The organism is Lacinutrix iliipiscaria (genome assembly GCF_042686125.1).
GTDB lineage: Bacteria > Bacteroidota > Bacteroidia > Flavobacteriales > Flavobacteriaceae > Oceanihabitans > Oceanihabitans iliipiscarium.
The window spans coordinates 283467-302725 of sequence record NZ_JBHUOV010000007.1; the positions used below are offsets into that span (position 1 = coordinate 283467).

At 32.7% G+C, this 19259-nt stretch carries 19 protein-coding genes; 9 read left to right on the forward strand and 10 right to left on the reverse strand.

The window, feature by feature from the left end:
• Positions 1-6: 6 nt before the first annotated feature.
• From ACFS5M_RS11805 to ACFS5M_RS11840, 8 genes are all read left to right on the forward strand, one after another.
• The gene (locus ACFS5M_RS11805) at positions 7-1020 is read left to right on the forward strand and encodes an AI-2E family transporter (protein ID WP_183488321.1); all 1014 of its coding nucleotides are present in this window, start codon (positions 7-9) and stop codon (positions 1018-1020) included.
• Between the two features lie 96 nt (positions 1021-1116).
• The gene (locus ACFS5M_RS11810) at positions 1117-1350 is read left to right on the forward strand and encodes a thioredoxin family protein (RefSeq protein ID WP_183488319.1); all 234 of its coding nucleotides are present in this window, start codon (positions 1117-1119) and stop codon (positions 1348-1350) included.
• An 18-nt stretch (positions 1351-1368) separates the two neighbouring features.
• Complete coding sequence (locus tag ACFS5M_RS11815) at positions 1369-1632, forward strand: DUF2024 family protein (protein WP_183488318.1); 264 nt, start codon at positions 1369-1371, stop codon at positions 1630-1632.
• Between the two features lie 70 nt (positions 1633-1702).
• Positions 1703-2308: a MarR family winged helix-turn-helix transcriptional regulator gene (locus tag ACFS5M_RS11820; protein WP_183488316.1), complete on the forward strand. Its 606-nt coding sequence runs from the start codon at positions 1703-1705 to the stop codon at positions 2306-2308.
• A 43-nt stretch (positions 2309-2351) separates the two neighbouring features.
• The gene (locus tag ACFS5M_RS11825; protein ID WP_183488314.1) at positions 2352-3272 is read left to right on the forward strand and encodes an aminotransferase class IV; all 921 of its coding nucleotides are present in this window, start codon (positions 2352-2354) and stop codon (positions 3270-3272) included.
• A complete protein-coding gene (locus ACFS5M_RS11830) occupies positions 3265-3990 on the forward strand; it encodes a sulfotransferase-like domain-containing protein (RefSeq protein ID WP_221267581.1) in 726 nt (241 codons plus the stop codon). Before ACFS5M_RS11825 ends, ACFS5M_RS11830 begins: the two co-directional genes overlap by 8 nt.
• 52 nt (positions 3991-4042) lie before the next feature.
• A complete protein-coding gene (locus ACFS5M_RS11835) occupies positions 4043-5299 on the forward strand; it encodes an asparagine synthetase B (RefSeq protein WP_183488312.1) in 1257 nt (418 codons plus the stop codon).
• 164 nt (positions 5300-5463) lie between these two features.
• The gene (locus tag ACFS5M_RS11840) at positions 5464-5742 is read left to right on the forward strand and encodes an EF-hand domain-containing protein (RefSeq protein WP_183488310.1); all 279 of its coding nucleotides are present in this window, start codon (positions 5464-5466) and stop codon (positions 5740-5742) included.
• Position 5743: 1 nt separating this feature from the next.
• Here ACFS5M_RS11840 and ACFS5M_RS11845 read toward each other — a convergent pair whose 3' ends face one another.
• The 5 genes from ACFS5M_RS11845 to ACFS5M_RS11865 are packed head-to-tail and all read right to left on the reverse strand — an operon-like array spanning position 5744 to position 11797.
• Positions 5744-6427: a hypothetical protein gene (locus ACFS5M_RS11845; RefSeq protein ID WP_183488308.1), complete on the reverse strand. Its 684-nt coding sequence runs from the start codon at positions 6425-6427 to the stop codon at positions 5744-5746.
• Between the two features lie 10 nt (positions 6428-6437).
• Positions 6438-7316, reverse strand: coding sequence for a toll/interleukin-1 receptor domain-containing protein (locus ACFS5M_RS11850; RefSeq protein ID WP_183488306.1), 879 nt, complete (start codon positions 7314-7316; stop codon positions 6438-6440).
• A gap of 50 nt (positions 7317-7366) precedes the next feature.
• Complete coding sequence (locus ACFS5M_RS11855) at positions 7367-7591, reverse strand: PGDYG domain-containing protein (protein WP_183488304.1); 225 nt, start codon at positions 7589-7591, stop codon at positions 7367-7369.
• Between the two features lie 19 nt (positions 7592-7610).
• A complete protein-coding gene (locus ACFS5M_RS11860; RefSeq protein WP_183488302.1) occupies positions 7611-9818 on the reverse strand; it encodes a caspase family protein in 2208 nt (735 codons plus the stop codon).
• Positions 9819-9835: 17 nt separating this feature from the next.
• Positions 9836-11797, reverse strand: a complete 1962-nt coding sequence (locus tag ACFS5M_RS11865) for a tetratricopeptide repeat protein (RefSeq protein WP_183488300.1) — start codon at positions 11795-11797, stop codon at positions 9836-9838.
• Positions 11798-11956: 159 nt separating this feature from the next.
• Between ACFS5M_RS11865 and ACFS5M_RS11870 the strand changes: the two genes are divergently transcribed.
• Positions 11957-12133, forward strand: coding sequence for a hypothetical protein (locus ACFS5M_RS11870; protein ID WP_183488298.1), 177 nt, complete (start codon positions 11957-11959; stop codon positions 12131-12133).
• Between the two features lie 88 nt (positions 12134-12221).
• Here the strand turns inward: ACFS5M_RS11870 and ACFS5M_RS11875 are convergent, their stop codons facing one another.
• From ACFS5M_RS11875 to thrS, 5 genes are all read right to left on the reverse strand, one after another.
• Entirely contained in the window at positions 12222-15482 is a 3261-nt protein-coding gene (locus ACFS5M_RS11875) for an amidohydrolase family protein (protein WP_183488296.1), read from the reverse strand.
• Positions 15483-15630: 148 nt separating this feature from the next.
• Positions 15631-15975 (reverse strand): 50S ribosomal protein L20, encoded by a 345-nt coding sequence (gene rplT, locus ACFS5M_RS11880; RefSeq protein ID WP_183488294.1) that lies wholly within the window; start codon positions 15973-15975, stop codon positions 15631-15633.
• A gap of 97 nt (positions 15976-16072) precedes the next feature.
• Positions 16073-16270 (reverse strand): 50S ribosomal protein L35, encoded by a 198-nt coding sequence (gene rpmI, locus ACFS5M_RS11885; protein WP_183488292.1) that lies wholly within the window; start codon positions 16268-16270, stop codon positions 16073-16075.
• A 57-nt stretch (positions 16271-16327) separates the two neighbouring features.
• The gene (infC, locus tag ACFS5M_RS11890; protein WP_379898923.1) at positions 16328-16843 is read right to left on the reverse strand and encodes a translation initiation factor IF-3; all 516 of its coding nucleotides are present in this window, start codon (positions 16841-16843) and stop codon (positions 16328-16330) included.
• 70 nt (positions 16844-16913) lie between these two features.
• Positions 16914-18848 (reverse strand): threonine--tRNA ligase, encoded by a 1935-nt coding sequence (thrS, locus tag ACFS5M_RS11895; RefSeq protein WP_183488290.1) that lies wholly within the window; start codon positions 18846-18848, stop codon positions 16914-16916.
• Positions 18849-19259 lie beyond the last annotated feature (411 nt).

Here is a 19259-nt window from a genome sequence, read left to right on the forward strand (position 1 = left end):
AGCCAAATGTTAAACGAACGTCGTACAACCAACATATTATTATTAATTATAGTTATTCCAATTGTATTTTATTTATTAAAAGTACTGTCATTTATCTTTATACCATTAGTATTCTCATTATTTAATGCCTTATTATTTTTACCATTAATGCGTTGGTTTGATAGACGTAAAGTACCTAAGTTTATTAGTCTTTTTGTTATTGTTCTTATTATAATTTCTGGGTTTTTTATCGCTGTTGAACTCGTTCAATTATCAAGCAAGCAAATCATGTCATCAGATACTGAATTCTTTGCTAAGGCCGAAGAAAAAATCAATGAAGCTTCATTTTATTTGGAAGATACTTATGGAATCGAAATGCAGCAAGATAAAAATCTGTTAACTCAAATAGTAAAAAAGGAAAACATTGGTACAACTGTTGGGTTTTTAAGAAAATTTGTTACCATGCTACTTATGATTGCTTTTTTTGTAGTCCTTTGGTTAGCCGAGTCTATTAATGTTCACGAAGTATTAGACCGAATTATTTTAAAGGGCAGGTATGCTTCTATACGAGCGTTTAGGAAAATTGAAAAGGAATTAATAACCTTTATAAAAGTTAAAGTTTTAGTGAGCTTTTTAACAGGAGTTGGTACTGGGTTGGCTTGTTATTTCTTCGATATAAGTTTTCCTATTTTCTGGGGAATTTTCGCCTTCCTTATTAATTTTGTTCAAATGGTTGGATCATTTGTCTGTGTGATTATACTTTCTATTTTTGCTTTTATTGAATTAGAAACTTCAAGCTTCTTGCTGTTTTTTATATTGACTATAACAGGAGTACAAGTGCTTTTTGGGGCTATTTTAGAGCCTATTTTTATGGGAAAATCTTTCTCTATAAACATTATTACAGTTCTGGTAATGCTCATGTTTTGGGGTTTTCTTTGGGGTATTCCTGGCCTCATAATGGCTATTCCAATTACTGTTTTTCTTAAAATTATTTTCGAACAATTTCCTGGTACTAAAAGATTTTCAGATTTAATATCGTAAAAATTAAAATTCATTTAAATGATTATAAATTTGCTTAGGTTAGGAATCCTAACTATATTTGTTTTGCAATGTTGCATTAACATAAATTATAATACAATGAGTAAATCTATTTTTTATCACGCTGGATGTCCTGTTTGCATTAGTGCAGAACACGATATCATTGATCTGATTGGTGCTTCTAATGTTGAAGTTATTCATCTTGGAGAAGATAAGTCTAAAATCGCACAAGCTGAACAAGCAGGGGTGAAGTCGGTACCATCTTTAGTGACTTCAAACGGAAATGTGTTACATATTAATTTTGGAGCATCGCTTGCAGATGTTAAAGGCTAATTTAATTACATTATATTAATGAAAGTATCAGTTTGGGACACATACGTTAGAAGAGAAGATGGCAAAACCATGCATTTTGACATTCTAGTTCCTCATCATTTAGATGACCAATCTATAATATTTAATTATGGAGATTTGTATTTAAGTCAAAAACCATTTAAAACGAATAGCCTTTCAACTCAAGAATGTAAATTATGTCATATTGAACAGGCTACACCTCAAATAATTGAAGACATTAATAAAAAAGGATTTTCAATTATTGAAATGGAAAATTGTATTTAAGTTTTTTTGATTAATATAATTAGGATTACTAACTTAGCTTGTTAAGACATTATCTTAACAAGCTTTTTTTATGACTAAGAGTGCATTCAATATCAAGCAACAAGAAACCAACTTAACGAGTAAAATAGTGGTTGGATTAGAACGTGTTTCAGAAGCCTTTAAGGTTTTACTTTGGGAACACGCTAAAGCTATTGGTTTAAGCCCTATTCAAATTCAGATATTAATTTTTATTGCTCATCATAAGCAAGAATACTGTAATGTAAGTCATTTTGCTCAAGAGTTTAATGTGACTAAACCAACTATAAGCGATGCTGTTAAAGTCTTAGTCAATAAAGGGTTTGTAGTTAAAGAGTATTCGTCAACCGACAGTAGAAGGTATTCTGTTTTCTTGTCAGACATTGGTCAGGATATTGTTTCTCAAACGGAAGGATTTGCTAATCCTATTCAGAAAGAACTCAATAAGATTAATCATTCAGATTTAGAAATGCTTTACAAATCAATAACCAATCTTATATATGGTTTAAATAAAACAGGACAACTAAGTGTACAGCGTATGTGTTATTCGTGCAAGTTTTATGAGAGCATTAATAAAAATCATTTTTGCCATTACTTGAATCAAAAATTAAATGACAAAGATATTCGAGTAGATTGTGCAGAATTTGAACTAAATAAATAACATTTTTAGTATCTTTCATTTTCATTAAAGCGATTATTATTTCATGGTTCATGGTACACATAATGCTATTGAAGATAGCAGAAATAAGGACATTAAAATTTATATTAATGGCGAATTTTTTAATCGAGAGAATGCTAAAATATCAGTATTAGATAGTGGTTATCTCGTAGGTGATGGTATTTGGGAAGCATTACGCTTACATCATGGTGTTTTGGTCTTCTTAAAAGATCACTTAGATAGATTATGGCAATCTGCTGCTACTATTGGTATGACATTTCCTTTTTCTCGTGAAGAACTCATCGCTGAAGTCTGGAAAACTCTCAATGTAAATAACATGCAAGATCATGTGCATGTGCGTATCATGATTACAAGAGGATTAAAAAAAACACCTTCTCAAGATCCTCGTCTTACGATTTCTGGACCAAATGTGGTGATTCTTCCAGAGTATAAAAAAGCTTCAACCGAAAGCAAAGAAAAAGGAATTACTCTTTTTACGAGTACCATTCGTCGTGGCTCACCAGATTACCTCGACCCTAGGTTGAATTGCCACAGTAAACTTCATGAAGTACAAGCACTAATTCAAGCTATTGAAGCTGGAGCCGATGAAGCCTTAATGTTAGATATACATGGTTTTGTATCGACGTGTAATGCGACTAATTTCTTTATCATTAAAGATGGGGAAGTATGGACATCTACTGGACAATACTGTATGAACGGGATTACGAGAGCTAAAGTTATTCAAGTGTGTCATGAAAATAATATCGTGTGTCACCAAAAGAATTTTTCATTGTTTGATGTTTATGGTGCAGATGAAGCTTTTGTAACAGGAACCTTTGGAGGATTAACTCCAGTCACCAAAATAGATGGTCGTCAAATAGGAGAAAAGCCTTTTGGAGATACTACTAGAATTTTAAGTGGTTTATATCAAAGTTTAATTGAAAGAGAAGTACAAAACAATGGCTAATATTAAACGTATATGCTTGTGGTCTGGTCCACGAAATATTTCTACAACATTAATGTATGCCTTTGCTCAAAGACAAGATACTAAAGTGTTTGATGAACCATTATATGCGTATTATTTAAGTAATACAAGTGCTATAGCATATCATCCAGGAACTCAAGATATTTTGAATAGTTTAGAGCATGATGGTAAAAAGGTGATTGCAAAAATGATGTCTAATCAGGAAAAGCCTGTACTGTTTTTTAAAAATATGACGCATCATCTTTTAGATTTAAATCGAGATTTTATGAAAGAAGTCTATAATGTGATTTTAACTCGTGATCCTGTAGAAATGCTTCCTTCTTTCGATAAAGTTATTCAAAACCCTTCAATTGAAGATGTTGGCTACGCCAATCATACAGAATTATTAAACTATTTTGAAACCCATCAGATTCAACCTATCGTTTTAGATTCAAAACGCGTCTTATTAAATCCGAAGAAAGTATTAACCGAGTTATGTGAATTTATCGGCATTCCTTTTAATGATAATATGTTGCATTGGGAAGCTGGACCACGAGTAGAAGATGGTACTTGGGCCAAATTTTGGTATGCAAACATTCATAAATCTACAGGATTTTTAGAATATAAACCTAAAACAGAACCCTTTCCGAAGCATTTAAAACCCTTATTAAACGAGTGCTTACCTCATTATAATAAATTACTAAAATATGCCATAGGTTAAAATTGTTTTAAACTGGCTTTAAAAGGAACAATTTTTGAGTATCTTTCTTGCAATGAAAAAACTAATAACACTCTTATTAATACTGTTTGTAACCCAAACATTTGCATCGTATATATTAATTCCTATGGATGCCGAAAGCCAGAAAAACCATTTAAAAGCTTACGGAATTACCTATTGGACACTTAATAACCAACTAAAAGTAAAATGGTTACTTAATTATCGTGGAGGTTCTTTTCTTTTGCCAGACAGCGATGAGATTCAGCGTGAATGTCAGATACGTGGAGTCTCTTTTGAAGTACTCTCTGATGCTAAAGCAGAAAGTATCCTTGAAGAAATAAGTAGTCCAAGTAAAAATATGGAAGCTGTAGTTTTAGAAAAAGCACCAAAAGTTGCAGTGTATTCACCAAAAGGGAAACAGCCTTGGGATGATGCCGTTACTATGGTGTTAACTTATGCCGAAATTCCTTACGAAACCATATACGATGAAGAGGTTTTAAATGATGGATTGATATTGTTTGATTGGTTGCATTTACACCACGAAGATTTTACAGGACAATATGGTAAATTTTATCGCATGTACCGAACAGCTGCTTGGTATATAGAAGAAAAAAAAGAAGCTGAGGCGTTAGCCAATAGATTAGGCTACTCTAAAGTTTCTGAAGAAAAGCTAGATGTCGCTCTAAAAATTAGAGATTATGTGATTGGTGGCGGATTTATGTTTGCCATGTGTAGTGCTACAGATAGCTTTGATATTGCTCTTTCTGCTCAAGGCATCGATATTTGTGAAGCCATGTTTGATGGCGATGGAAGCGAAGCCAATTATCAAAATAAAATAGATTATAGTAAAACATTTGCATTTACAGATTATACACTTGAGCAAAGTCCGAATATCTACGAATTTTCTACTATCGATATGACGCAAAAAAGACGTATTCCTAAAACAACCGACTATTTTACGCTCATGGATTTTTCAGCAAAATGGGATCCAATCCCAACAATGTTATGTCAAAATCATACCGCTTTAGTTAAAGGCTTTATGGGACAAACCACTTCGTTTACTCGAGATCAAATTAAGAGCAATGTTTTGGTCATGGGCGAAAATAAAACCAATGGCGAAGCTAAATATATCCACGGCATAAAAGGTAAAGGCTTTTTTACTTTTTACGGAGGTCACGACCCTGAAGATTATACACATAGAGTAGGTGACCCAAAAACTGAACTAGAGTTGTATCCTACGTCTCCTGGATATCGACTCATTTTAAACAATGTATTGTTTCCAGCTGCACGTAAAAAGAAACAGAAGACTTAGTCTATTTTGGGCGTTCCTCTACGTCGCTTTAGCGTCGCAGAGTCAGGCTTTCCGTTATATCTTTTTATACTTAAAAAAGCATAAAAAGGATGCCACTTCAATCCTTAACGCAATCTATTCCAATTCTTTTTGGTAACTTTAATTCGTATAAAACAATTTAAAATATGGCAACTAAAGAAATCATCTTAAATAAAATCCAAATCTTAATTACCAATAATTTTAAATCGCCAGAAGAGGCTTTTAACTTTTTTGATCAAGATGGAAGCGGAAAATTGTCTAAAAATGAAATTGTAAAGCTGCTTAAAGACGCAGAAATAAGCGGATTTATTCGTGGGTTGGTCGCTACAAAACTTATAGAAGGTTACGATAAAGATGGAGATGAGTTAATTAGTTGGGAAGAGTTTAAGTTTGCTATAGACGAAATTACAGACGAGAGTAAATAATTTAAAATTTAAGCTGAACAAAAACCGCATTACCAGCAAACTTTACATCAAGGACTAACGCTTTACTATTTTTTTTCCAGGCTTTATCTGCATTATTTGGTCCAGTAGCATTTCCATTAGCATAGTTTCTATATGTGTTTCTATTCATTGTTGTGTTTTGTACAACATCGCCTTTTTCAGGAAGCATATCAACTGAAGTAATTTCACCATCTTCACGATATATTAAATCAAATACACGATCTGATACAATACGACTATCATTTTTTCTTCCGCAAAAAAGCCATACTGTCTTTCCCTCTGTGTCATTAGACTTTATATTTTCTAAAGCAATGCTTCGGTATTCATCTTTGGCTTCAGGTTTACCTTGGTGCATAATATAATTTAAATAGGAAGTGGTGTTTTTGGCTGCCATCGTTTGATTCCAAAAACCTATAGGTGTTTGACTCTTGCTTAGTTTATCTACCACCTCTTGAAGCGAATCGTTTTTCTTTTTAATGTCTAATAATTGCTCTTCAATCGTTTGGCCTTGTTCTGAAATTGTGTGGTCTTTCTGTTTCTTTTCTTTCTCGCTGTTTAAGGCATAGGCCATAAACGCAATAATTAATACAACAAAAGCAATGTAAAGGACACGACTGCCTTTATCCTTTTTTTCTATCTCTTTTATTTTCTCGTCAATACGTTTCATATTAATTGGTTTAAACAGCTATATATTTATCAAACTCGTTATTGAAATCATTTATTTCTTTTTCCGTTAGTTTATTTATAACTCGCGTTAAGCGTTCTCTTTTAATTTTTAACAAGTCTAAGAGTTCAATGTTTTTTGATCTTTTAGTATTACTTCCGTAAGGTTTTATAGACAAAAGATTCAACATTAAGCAGCCTACTATAGTCTTCCATCCACCACCAACTAACCATTCGTATGACAATGAAAAATCTGATTTAATTAAATACAATACAACTAATAAACTAATGCTGCTAAAAGCTAAAGCTGCAATTAGTTTCCAGTTTTTTTTAATGGCTTTTTGATGCATAATGATAGCGCGATCAATCTCTGCTTCTGAAATTAATAAATCTTCTAAGTTTTCAGTATTAGTCTTTGTAATATGCTCTGTGGTTTGTTCTTGAGGTTTTGGTGGAGCTTCGGAGACACCAATTAAGGACAATACATTTTTTAAATTTGAAGTTGCAGTTGCTTGGAGTCCGAGAAAATTTAATATATCACCAATAGCTTTATCAGGATTATTAAGAAGATCGGCATATTGTCTGCGTTTCCAGCGCATTGGAAGATCACATTCTTTAATAAGAATAGGGACAAATTTCTTGTCAGTACTTATCGCAATAGAAACTTCATCTTGTACATTAGGCGATTCTACAGACGTTGGTGATAGAATAAGCATCACAGTGTCTGATTTTTCTAAGGCTTCCTCAATAGCATTATCCCAGTTTTCACCTAGTCCAATACCTAATTGATCAATCCATACGTTTGCACCTAACTTTTTTAACTCTTCAGTGAAACTTACTGCAAATGGTCTATCCTTACTTGAATAGCTTACAAATATTGATTCAGTACTCATTTAAATTAAGAACATTAATTAATAGCCTTCTAAAGGTACGATAAAATTAATTATTCTACGATATTATAAGTTTTATCAAATATTTCTTGATCACAAGGGTAAAGTTCACCGTCTATTCCAACCATAAGCCAATCGCCTTTTTTTCCTGTTAAAACACCTTCTAGTGTTTCAACTTCAAAGGGTTCATTCATTTGATAGCATTGAATAACAATGGGTTTTTTCCTTGCGTTTTTAAATTCTAATTCTGGAAGATGTTTTGAATTGAATTTAATCATCATTTAATTTTTAAATAATTTACGATAAAAATTTAGATTTTAAAAACTTAATATATCCATCCTGTGGATCATCTGTTTGCATCATGCTTGTATAAGCCATATATGCATTAGTGTGAATCGAAATTTTTTCTCGTATTCCAGCCATTTTTGAAGCTTGTTTGTAATATGATTTTGAAGCTTCAAGATCTCCCAAATACAAACTGGCTTCACCTAAAGTTGCTAATTTCCACATGTTGTTTAGCGGAATTTTTTTAGTGGCTTCTAATGCTTGTTCTGCATAAACTTTCATTTGGGTGTAATCTTCATTTATGATTAAACTAAGAAAAGCTAAATTAATTGCATGATAATAAATCTGATTGATGTCGTTCTTTCCTTCGGCAATTTCTAAAGCTTGTTTATAATATTTAATAGCATTCAGACCATGTTCTGCTTCATATTCTGCTAAATATTTTCGCTTATATCGTCCGCCTAAAATACCAAGTAAATCAGAATTATCTTTTGCTAAGTCATGAGTGTTTAGAATGTCTAAGGCTTCTTTTCTTCGATCCATGCCTTCTAATGCAAATATTAATTTAGTCAATCCTTTTTTGTCTAAAGCCTTGGTGTTTGGGAGTAGTTTTTTAATAACAGCATCATATTCACCTAAAACCAAATTGATGTCTTCTTTAGAGGTAAATTGATTCAAAAAAGTAGTATTAGTTAATGTACTTTTAATTAAATCGTAGGTGTCATTTTCCCGATCACTTTTTTGTATTATAGAATAATGAGAGCCTTCAACAGTTACAGAATCTTCGTCTTTAAATGGTGTTAAATTAGATTTTACAGTCACATATTCATCGTTGGTTCCAGCGATAACTTTTAGTGTAAAAGGATAAGCATGATTAAAAGCTGAGTTCCAATCTTTTCGAAGTGATTTTATAAAAGGTGATTTTGCATGAAGGTCTTTTAACAGATTGTTCCATCCTTCATTTTTAGTCGAGCTGTCTAAACCATTATTGGGTGTTCCAAATAAGAACACATGACTTATTTTATCCTTTAAGTTCTTGTCTAAATCTAATATTGCACGTTGTACAACAAGACCACCAAGACTATGTGCTATAATCGCTATACGATCATATTTCTCATATTTATGTTTGATTGAAGTTTTTAAATAAGCGCTGTTAATTTTAATATCGTTTTCTGAAGCCCAAGTATTTTTACCTAATTCAGGAGTCATATTTTCACTGTAACCTAAAGGAAACATATTCCAGCCTTCAAGATCTGATTCATTGGCTAAGAGCTCAGGAATTTCCCCAAAGCTTTCAGAAGATTGACCTGAAAAACCATGAACAAATAAAATAACATTATTGGCATTTTCTGTCTCTTTATAAACCGTTACAACTTTCTTACTGGTTTTATTAGAATCGATGCGTTGTTCCTCTGTATTGCTACCTTCAATAGGAATTACTTTATCCTGTAAGTTTTTAGGCACGTTACTAAGAATAAAATCATCATATATTTGAAGATTAGCATAAGGGTTTTGAGTAGGATAACGCTCAGGAACTTTTTTAAAGATATATCGAACTACCTCTGATATCCTAACATAAGGCTCGTCAAAATACGCGCGATGCTCTCCTTTTAAAACTTCAATTAAGCATTTAGTATAAAGGCTATTCACATCACCATCTAAAATATAGGATAACTGATTTTCTCTACATGACGAGACAATAGACATTCCTCTGCCGTCATCTATGCGTTGGGCTAATCCATCAGCTTGTTCTAAATTATCTTTAGCACCAGTTTTAGCAGATCTTGTATTGGTTACAGATTGTGTCATTCCAGCAGCATGGCAACAATCCAAGAAAAAAATTAATCGTCTTGAAGTAATACTTGCAATTTTTTCCTTAAGCTCTTCAGCAGTAACCCAAGTGGTTTCATAATTAACATCATCAAAACCATTTGGAACTAAATAAAATTGATTCCAAGGTTCGTATAAGCCACCATGCCCTGAATAAAAAAGCATTACTGAAGAGTTCTCGTCAGTTTTTGAGATTATAGTATCAAAAGCCTCTAAAATGCCTTTTCGATTGGCTTTTTTATTAGTGATAAGAATGATGTTTTCTTTAGGGTATCCTGCGAGTTCCTCATCTGCAAGAATACTATATATAGATTCTGCATCTTTTACAGAAACAGGTAAGTCATCTCCAACTCCAATTATTAAAGCATATGCATTAGATAGTGTCGACATAGTTTATTCTTTAAATTTTAGTGCCAAAAATTCATAACACTTTCAAACTCTTTAGTTTTTAAGTAGGATTTAAAATGAGGATCATTTTGGAATGAAGTCGATGTGTATAGATGACCATCTAAAAGCGATTTCCGTAAATGCTTAAACATGTCCTCTTTGTTTTCAGTAGAAGCATAGTATTTCGCAAAGGCATAATCGATGTTTCCATATTGATAGTCCGCTCTTAAATCATTTAAAGAAAGTATAAGGTCTTCTGCTTTTTGAGCATGACCTAACTTGTAATTTGAAATGGCTAAATAGGTTGTGAAATTTATGTTTTTAGGATTTGCTTGATATAGATTTTTGAATATTTTTTGTGCGTTTGAAAAATCTTCTTTCATATAATAAGCCTTAGCCAAAGTATAGCTATTACTCTCAAGAGGACTTGAATGGATTATTTTTTCAAAATATTCATCAGCCTTACTTTTTTCATTTAAAAGGACATACTCATTACCAGCAAAAAGACACATGTTTTGCCAATCTTCAAGTGGCAATTCTAGCTTTAGGAGATCAATAAAAGTATTTACTTCTGCGGATTTATTTGATCGTATATAGGCGGTTACTAATGGTTTTTTTAAATACGTGTCTTCTATGATTTCAATAGCTGGCTTTAAAGCTGTAATAACATCATCATATTTTTTGAGCTCAATATCTGCTAAAGCTTTGGAATAAATTCTATATGGACAAAAGGCACAATTTAATAAATCGAGTCCTTCCATAGTAACTTCATTGTATATTGAATCAAGTTCTTTTGGGCGATTTACAAATTGCAAAGCTACTGTCATGAATGTAGAGTTGGTTTGAATATCAAAAGGCGCAAAATCGTATTCCTTTTTTATAGTGCTGTATATCTTGTCGTTCTTACCATGTATTAATGCCTCATAATGATTTAATAAATTACGCTGTCTTGTGTTATTAAAAGAACTAGGACGAATAGCCTTTCTTAAAGAATCAGCTTTTTTATATTCGCCTAAACCATAATAGTAAGCAATTCGTAATACTTTAGGTTCGAAATAATTAGAATCGATTGCAATAGCTTTATTTAACAAGTCGATATACATAGCCTCATTTGAAAAATTAGCTTTAGCGTTTAAAACATTTTGGTACGCTTTATATTTCGGAGGCGTTTGCTGTAAATTAAGTTTTGGATGATCTTTAGTAATCAAATAGCCAATGATACGTTGTTTAAGTTCTTCGATACAGTCTAAAGGCTTATCCTTATCACATTCATTATTTTTAAAAGCAATAATTGTCTCGTTAATGTTTTCGCCAGCAATAGCGCATTGCAGAATTAATGTATTGCCTTCTAAGTAGAAGTTTCCAGAAATTATTTTACTAGGTTTAAAATAGTCCTGTAATATGGTTTCATTATCCTCAGAAGTTGCCTGAGCATTTAAAATGCTTAGATAGTCACTTACTATTTCAGGAGAGACTACTTGAGCAACTTGATTTTCAGTAATGCCATGAACAATCCAGTCTGCAGCCATTTTTCCTATAATATCAAATTCTGAGTTTCCTGTATTATTGCCAAACTTAAGTACAGCAATTTTATCACTTTTTTCAAAAACAGGTAATTGTAATTTGGTAAGAAATTTATTGTTTACGATAAAAACAATAAATAATGCGCACAATAATGTGATAATGGATAGAGACGAATAAAATAATTTTTGAAATTGATTTTGCTTCTTCTTTAGTTCGTCCTCATCTAATTGTTCTTTTTCAGATTTAGAGATTCTATATTTCCATATAAATAAAGTGTAAATGGGAAATATAGCAAGTAGGGTAATGATTAAATAAGTTACAGATTTCTCAGGTAAACCAAGAGGTTCCCATGTTATAGCTAAGGCTTGAAGAGCGACCCAACTGGATACAATAAATATGGATAGCTTTTTAAAAATTTGCTTATCCCGACATTCTATTAAAAAAGGTCTAAAATTCATTAAACGTTGAAATATATAGCAATTACATTTTAACAATGCTGTTTAATAATTGCATAAGTTACATATTTTTAGTAATATAGTGTATTCTATCTTATAGAAAAAATCATGGTAAAAAGATTATCATGAATAAATGCTATTAACCAATTAATCCAACTAATTATGTCAGCAAAAGCAAAACCTGGAGTTAGTATTAAGCCGCAAACAGGAGCAAAAGCAAAACCTGGAGTTAGTATTAAGCCAACAACAGGAGCAAAAGCAAAACCTGGAGTTAGTATTAAACCAACAACAGGAGCGAAAGCAAAACCTGGAGTTAGTATTAAACCACGAACTAATTAATCAATCCATTTGACTAATTAAAAGATCTTATGATTATTTTAAATATAATCAATGAAAATCCAATGCACTAGGCATTGGATTTTTAATTCTAATGAGATCCTATAGAACAACCACAACTGTGTCTCATAAAACTCTGACTCTCTTCATGCCAAGGAAAGGCACTATTATACTTTAAGTTTTCCCAGTAAAACTTAGTTCTAGACTTGGGATGGTTGCCAATTTCATTCATCGTATTCGTATCATAAATTCTGCCATTAATAATGGTGTATAGAATGCTCTCAGAATTACGAATATCCTCTAAAGGATTTTTATTCATGATAACGATATCTGCTAGCTTTCCAACTTTTAAAGAACCAATATCATTGCCCGCACCAATGTAATCAGCGCCATTTAATGTTGCTGACTTTAACGCTTCCATAGGGCTCATGCCGCCTTGTACAAGCATCCACAATTCCCAGTGCGCACCTAAACCCTGTAACTGGCCATGAGCACCTAAATTGACTTTTACGCCTGCATCTGCAAGAGCTTTACATGTTTTAGATACAAGAATGTGTCCGTTTTCATATTCACTTTGTGGGATTTTCATTCGATATCTTGAGCGAGCATCAATAATACTTCTTGGCGTGTACTTTAATAATTTCTCATTTTCCCAAACGTTTGTTCGTTCATACCAAAAAAACTCGCCATTAACTCCACCATAATTAACTATAAGTGTTGGTGTGTATCCAACTTGACTTTGTCCCCAAAGCGTTAAAACATCTTTATAAACAGGAGCAACTGGAATGTTATGTTCAATTCCAGTATGTCCATCCATAACCATAGTCATATTATGATAAAAATGCGAGCCACCTTCAGGAACTACAAAAATATTTTCTTCTCTTGCTGCTTGAATAACTTGCTGTCTTTGATCGCGTCTTGGCTGATTATAACTTTTTACTGAAAGCGCACCAAACGCTTTGGTACGTCTAATTGAGGAACGCGCATCTTCTAAGTTATTGATGACGGCTTTAAAATCGCCATCTGCTCCATATAAAATAAAGCCTGTAGAGTAAAGGCGAGGACCAACTAAAGTCCCATTTTTTTGTAGTTCAGATAGCGCAAAAACCGTTTCAGTATTGGCTGAAGGGTCATGAGCAGTAGTCACACCATAGGCTAAATTGGCATAAAATTGCCAGTGCTTTTGAGTGGTCAGTCCATAACGAAAGCCACCAACATGTGCATGAGTGTCAACAATTCCTGGCATAATGGTTTTTCCATCAAGTTCGTAAACTTTAGCATTTGAAGGAATGTCAACTTCAGAAGTTTTACCTAGAGCTACAATTTTATTTTCTTTAATGATTAAGGTACCATTTTCAATCACTAAATCATTTTCCATCGTAATTATTCGCGCTCCTTTTAGCGCAATAGTACCATCAGGTTTATCTGTTTTGACATTAAGATTAATTTTAATGCTTTGCTCTACTAATGTGTCTGTTTTTTCTGAAGCTTGAGCTGTGAAATATTGATCTCCTAAAGACCAATGTAAATTTTTACTGTTTTTAGACCAACTCAAATTAATACCAGCATCTTTTGATAATTTTGTAATTGGAACAAAGGTTGCTTTATCTAAAGCATCAAAATTAAGTGTTTGACCAATACTAGGCATAGGAGATAAGTAGACCTTATGTAAGTGTTGAAGAGCAATCCATTTTCCATTAGGACTAGGTAGTATTCTGTTTCCATGTTTTGATTTGACTAGGATACGTTCATCTTTACCATTCAGATCGACACTCTTTAATTCTTTTGTTAATGCGCCAAAATAGACACCTCCTTTTTGGTAAATAATACGATTATTTGTTGGATTAAATGTTGGATAATCGCCTTCTTTGATTATAAATTTAGGGTTAGAACCATCAGAGTTCATTGTGTATATTCCAGATTCTTTTGAGAAGGTTCTTCCTTGTTCATTATTGCCACTTTCTTTTCTATAAGTTATAAGTTTACCGTCATTAGAATAAGCAGGATTTCTATAAATTCCTTTCTTAGAACTAAGTTTCTTAGGGTTTCCGCCATGTAGTGATAAAGTATATATAGCACCTAATTGTTCATCATTCCAGGTCACATAAACTATTGTTTTTCCATCAGGTGAGAATGCTGGTTCAAATTCAAAATCTAAACTTTTAGTTAATCGCTTTGGTTTTCCATTTGGTAGTTTCTTTACCCATAAATAACCAAGGGCATTAAAAATAATTGTGTTTTCATCTGGAGAGGTTACAAGATGTCTTATAACTTTAGCGTCAAATGATTCAGGAGCTACTGGTGTTTCAAACTCTAATGCTTTAGCAATTTTTAAAGTCACATCAACTGTGAATGGTATATTCTCGACAGTTAATGAATTGATATTAATTCGATTTATTTTACCACCAGACCAAAATACAATATCATTATTGTTTGGCATCCAACTAAAATTCGGGTATACGCCAAATATAGCCCAAGCTTCTTGTTGATCTTTATTAAGTTGATCATAAATTGGCCATTCTTCTCCAGTTTCTAAATCATGAATGTAAAGTACTGTTTTAGTGCGGACACGTTTAATAAAAGCAAGTTTTTTGCCATCTCTAGATATTTGAGGTCTAGCGGCACCACCAGGTCCACCTGTGATTCTTTCGGTTTCACCTGTGTTCATGTCATACCTGTTAATGGCATAAATTTGTTTATTCGGATCTTTATTGTACTGAAAAAATCCACCAGGATAAACATCTTCACTATAATATAAATGCTGACCATCAGGCGATAAAGTAGGCTCATTAACATCCTGTTGGTCATTTTTTCTTGTTGTTACTTTTAAGCCTTTACTGCCTGATTTATGATACATCCATAATTCACCAGCTCCAGCAGACCGCGTAGATGTAAAATGTTTTCGAGCTATAAGATAATTGCCATCAGGCGTCCAAATAGCATTGTTAAGTAATCTGAATTTTTCTTTAGTTATTTGCTTGGCATCAGTACCATCTATATTCATTGTCCATATATTATCACCTCCACCAGCATCACTTGTGAAAGAAATCATAGTACCATCTGGACTGAATCTTGGCTGAACTTCAAATGGAAGTCCGCTTCTAAGAAGTTTTGCTGCTCCACCATTAATATCCATTATATAGATATCTCCAAGCAAATCAAAAGCAATTTGTTTTCCATTTGGACTAACATCTATGTTCATCCATGTGCCTTCATTTGTTGATAGGTTAACTTCTTTAAAGTCCCACTGACCCTCTGGGTTTGAAACATCCCAAGATTGATCTTTTTCTTGGCTAAATGAGTGGGTAAAAAGAAAGATAAAGGTGAAAGTAATTATTTGAAAGCGCTTCATGAAATGAGAATTTTGATTTTTGAAACTGGAAGATAATTATAATTAATAAGATATTTTGTTAAATGGCTATTTAATAAAACAAAAAAATCCGATGCATTAGCATCGGATTTTTTATAAGCGAAATATGTTTTACAATAGGCGAAACGCCTTATTTTACTTTATCTACAATAGCTTTAAAAGCTTCTGGGTTATTCATCGCTAAATCTGCTAAAACCTTACGGTTTAATTCCACATTGTTAGCTTTTAATTTCCCCATGAATTGAGAATAAGACAATCCGTGTTCTCTAGCTCCAGCGTTAATACGCGTTATCCATAATGCACGAAATGTTCTTTTTTTGTTTCTACGGTCTCTATACGAGTATTGCATCGCTTTATCTACCGCATTTTTTGCTACTGTCCAAACGTTTTTACGTCTTCCAAAGTAACCTTTTGCTTGCTTAAGAACCTTTTTTCTTCTGGCTCTCTTTGCAACTGAATTTACTGATCTTGGCATAATTTAATTGTTTTTTGTAGTAGGCGACTAACTTAATAGTGCTTTTAATTTGCCTAACTCCAGGGTTATTAATTTGTTTTAACCTATTAAAAAAATATTACTTTAAACGTAACATGATTTTAACATTGTTCTCGTCAGCCTTATGTACAACTGTATCATGAGTTAACGCTAGCTTACGCTTTTTTGATTTCTTTGTTAAGATGTGACTCTTAAAAGCGTGCTTTCTTTTAATTTTACCAGTACCTGTAAGCTTGAAACGCTTTTTGGCACTAGATTTTGTTTTCATTTTAGGCATTTTATTCCTAGTTTTTTTACTTCGCTTACTATTTTAAATACTGAGCTTTTCAGTATATTATTTTACTTTTTTTGGAGCGATAAACATTGTCATACGTTTACCTTCTAATCTTGGCATTTGCTCCACTTTGCCAAACTCTTCTAAATCTTGAGCAAGTCTTAATAATAATATCTGACCTTGCTCTTTAAATATAATAGAACGTCCTTTAAAGAAAACAAAAGCTTTTAACTTTGCGCCTTCTTTTAAAAACTTTTCTGCATGCTTCTTTTTAAAGTCATAATCATGATCATCTGTTTGAGGACCAAAACGAATTTCTTTTATAACCACTTTTGTGGCTTTAGACTTTAAAGCTTTATCACGTTTCTTTTGCTCGTAAAGAAACTTCTTATAGTCCATAACTTTACAGACAGGCGGAACTGCTTTAGGAGATATTTCAACAAGATCTAAACCTTGTTCATCTGCGATTTCTAAAGCTTGTTTAGTTTTATAAACGCCTATTTCAACATTATCACCAACTAATCGAACTTCTTCAGCTCTAATTTTGGTGTTTATTCTGTGTTGATCCTCTTTAATAATTCTAGGCGAGGACTGTCTTCTTCTACGTATTGCTATGACTATTGAGTTTTAGTTAAACTTATATTTATTAAAATTGTTTTAATGTTTTATTTATTTCTTTATCAACAATTTCCGAGAATGCTTCTACACTAATCATGCCTAAGTCTTCTCCACCATGTTGTCTTACCGATATTTTTTCTTCACCTTCTTCATTTTCACCAACAATAATCATGTAAGGGATTTTTTTCATTTCGGCTTCACGAATTTTCTTACCCATCGTTTCATTCCTATTGTCAATTAGGGCGCGAATTTCGTTATTTTCTAGCAAATTTAAAACTTTTTTCGCGTATTTTTCATATTTCTCACTAATAGATAATATAATAACTTGATCTGGCATTAACCAAAGCGGGAAATTTCCAGCTGTATGCTCTAATAAAATAGCAATAAATCGCTCCATGCTTCCAAAGGGTGCACGATGTATCATTATCGGTCTATGTAGCTCATTATCACTTCCTTTATACGTCAAATCAAAACGTTCTGGAAGTGTATAATCAACTTGAATAGTTCCAAGTTGCCATTGTCTGCCAAGTGCATCTTTAACCATGAAATCTAATTTCGGACCATAAAATGCTGCTTCACCAGTTTCAACAACATAATTTAACCCTTTGTCTTTCGCTGCATTTAAAATAGCACTTTCAGCTTTATTCCAATTTTCTTCACTTCCTATATATTTTTCAAGATTTTCTGGATCTCTTAAAGAAACTTGTGCTGTAAAATTTTCAAAACCTAAAGAACCAAAAACATAAAGTACTAAATCAATAACATCTTTAAACTCCTTGTCAAGTTGATCTGGTGTGCAAAACAAATGGGCATCATCTTGTGTAAATCCTCTTACTCGAGTTAATCCATGTAATTCACCACTTTGCTCATAACGATATACAGTGCCGAATTCTGCAAAACGCTTTGGTAAATCTTTGTACGACCATTGGCTACTTTTATAAATTTCACAATGATGTGGACAATTCATAGGCTTTAATAAAAATTCCTCGTCTTCCTTTGGTGTTGTAATAGGTTGAAAACTATCTTCACCATATTTTGCATAATGACCAGAAGTAACATAAAGCTCCTTTTGACCAATATGTGGAGTAACCACCATTTCATAGCCTGCTTTCTTTTGAGCGCTTTTTAAGAAATTCTCTAAGCGCTCTCTTAAAGCTGCGCCTTTAGGAAGCCATAAAGGCAAACCTTGACCAACTTTTTGAGAAAAGGTAAAAAGCTGAAGTTCTTTACCTAGTTTCCTGTGGTCTCTCTTTTTAGCCTCTTCTAAAAGCTCTAAATATTCAGTAAGTTCTTTTTGTTTTGGAAAGGAAGTCCCGTAAACACGTGTTAATTGCTTGTTTTTTTCGTCACCTCGCCAATAAGCTCCAGCAACAGACAATATTTTAACAGCTTTAATAATTCCTGTATTAGGAATATGACCACCACGACACAAATCTGTAAATGTATCGTGATCACAGAAAGTTATAGTGCCATCTTCAAGATTTTCTATGAGCTCTGTTTTATATTCATTTTCTTTATATAAGGATAAAGCTTCAGCTTTAGTAACGCTTCGCATTTTAAACTCATGTTTGCCACGAGCAATCTCTATCATTTTATTTTCAATGTCTTTAAAGTCTTTTTCTGATATATGATAGTCTCCAAAATCTACATCGTAATAAAAACCACTTTCTATTGCAGGGCCAATTGTTAACTTTATTCCAGGGTAAAGAGATTCTAATGCTTGTGCTAATACATGTGCACTTGAATGCCAAAATGCGGTCTTTCCTTCATCATTATTCCATGTAAAAAGCGTAAGCGAACCATCTTCGGTTAATGGAGTAGAAGCTTCTACGGTTAAATCATTAAAACGCGCTGAAATAACATTTCTAGCTAAGCCTTCGCTAATACTTTTAGCAACATCCAGTGGAGTCACGTTTTTTTCAAACGATTTCACACTTCCATCTGGCAAAGTAATTTGTATCATTATACGGTGTAATTTAAAGAGGCAAATATAATATGATAAATATTCACTGACAATATATATATAGGTATAAATTTTATTGCTATTAAAATGAAGTTTCCATTTTATATTAATATTAATGGCGTTCCCTTGATTTTCAAGGGCCAGGCTTTCCTCTCTATCTTTTTATTGGATTAATAAAAAGGATGCCGTATCAATCCTTAACGCGATAGTTTCGTTTTGTAAGTAATTGTAAATAAGGGTTTGGGGAGCGATAAAAAAATAAATTTCAAAAAAGGTTAAAAAAGGCATTGTAGGATTAAAAAAGGGTTTTATATTTGCAGCCCGTTACGGATTAAAGTGATGGAAAAAAGTTCTATAAGTTTTAGATTATGAGTTAGGGAAAAAATATTTTCAAATTTTTTATCAAAAGCA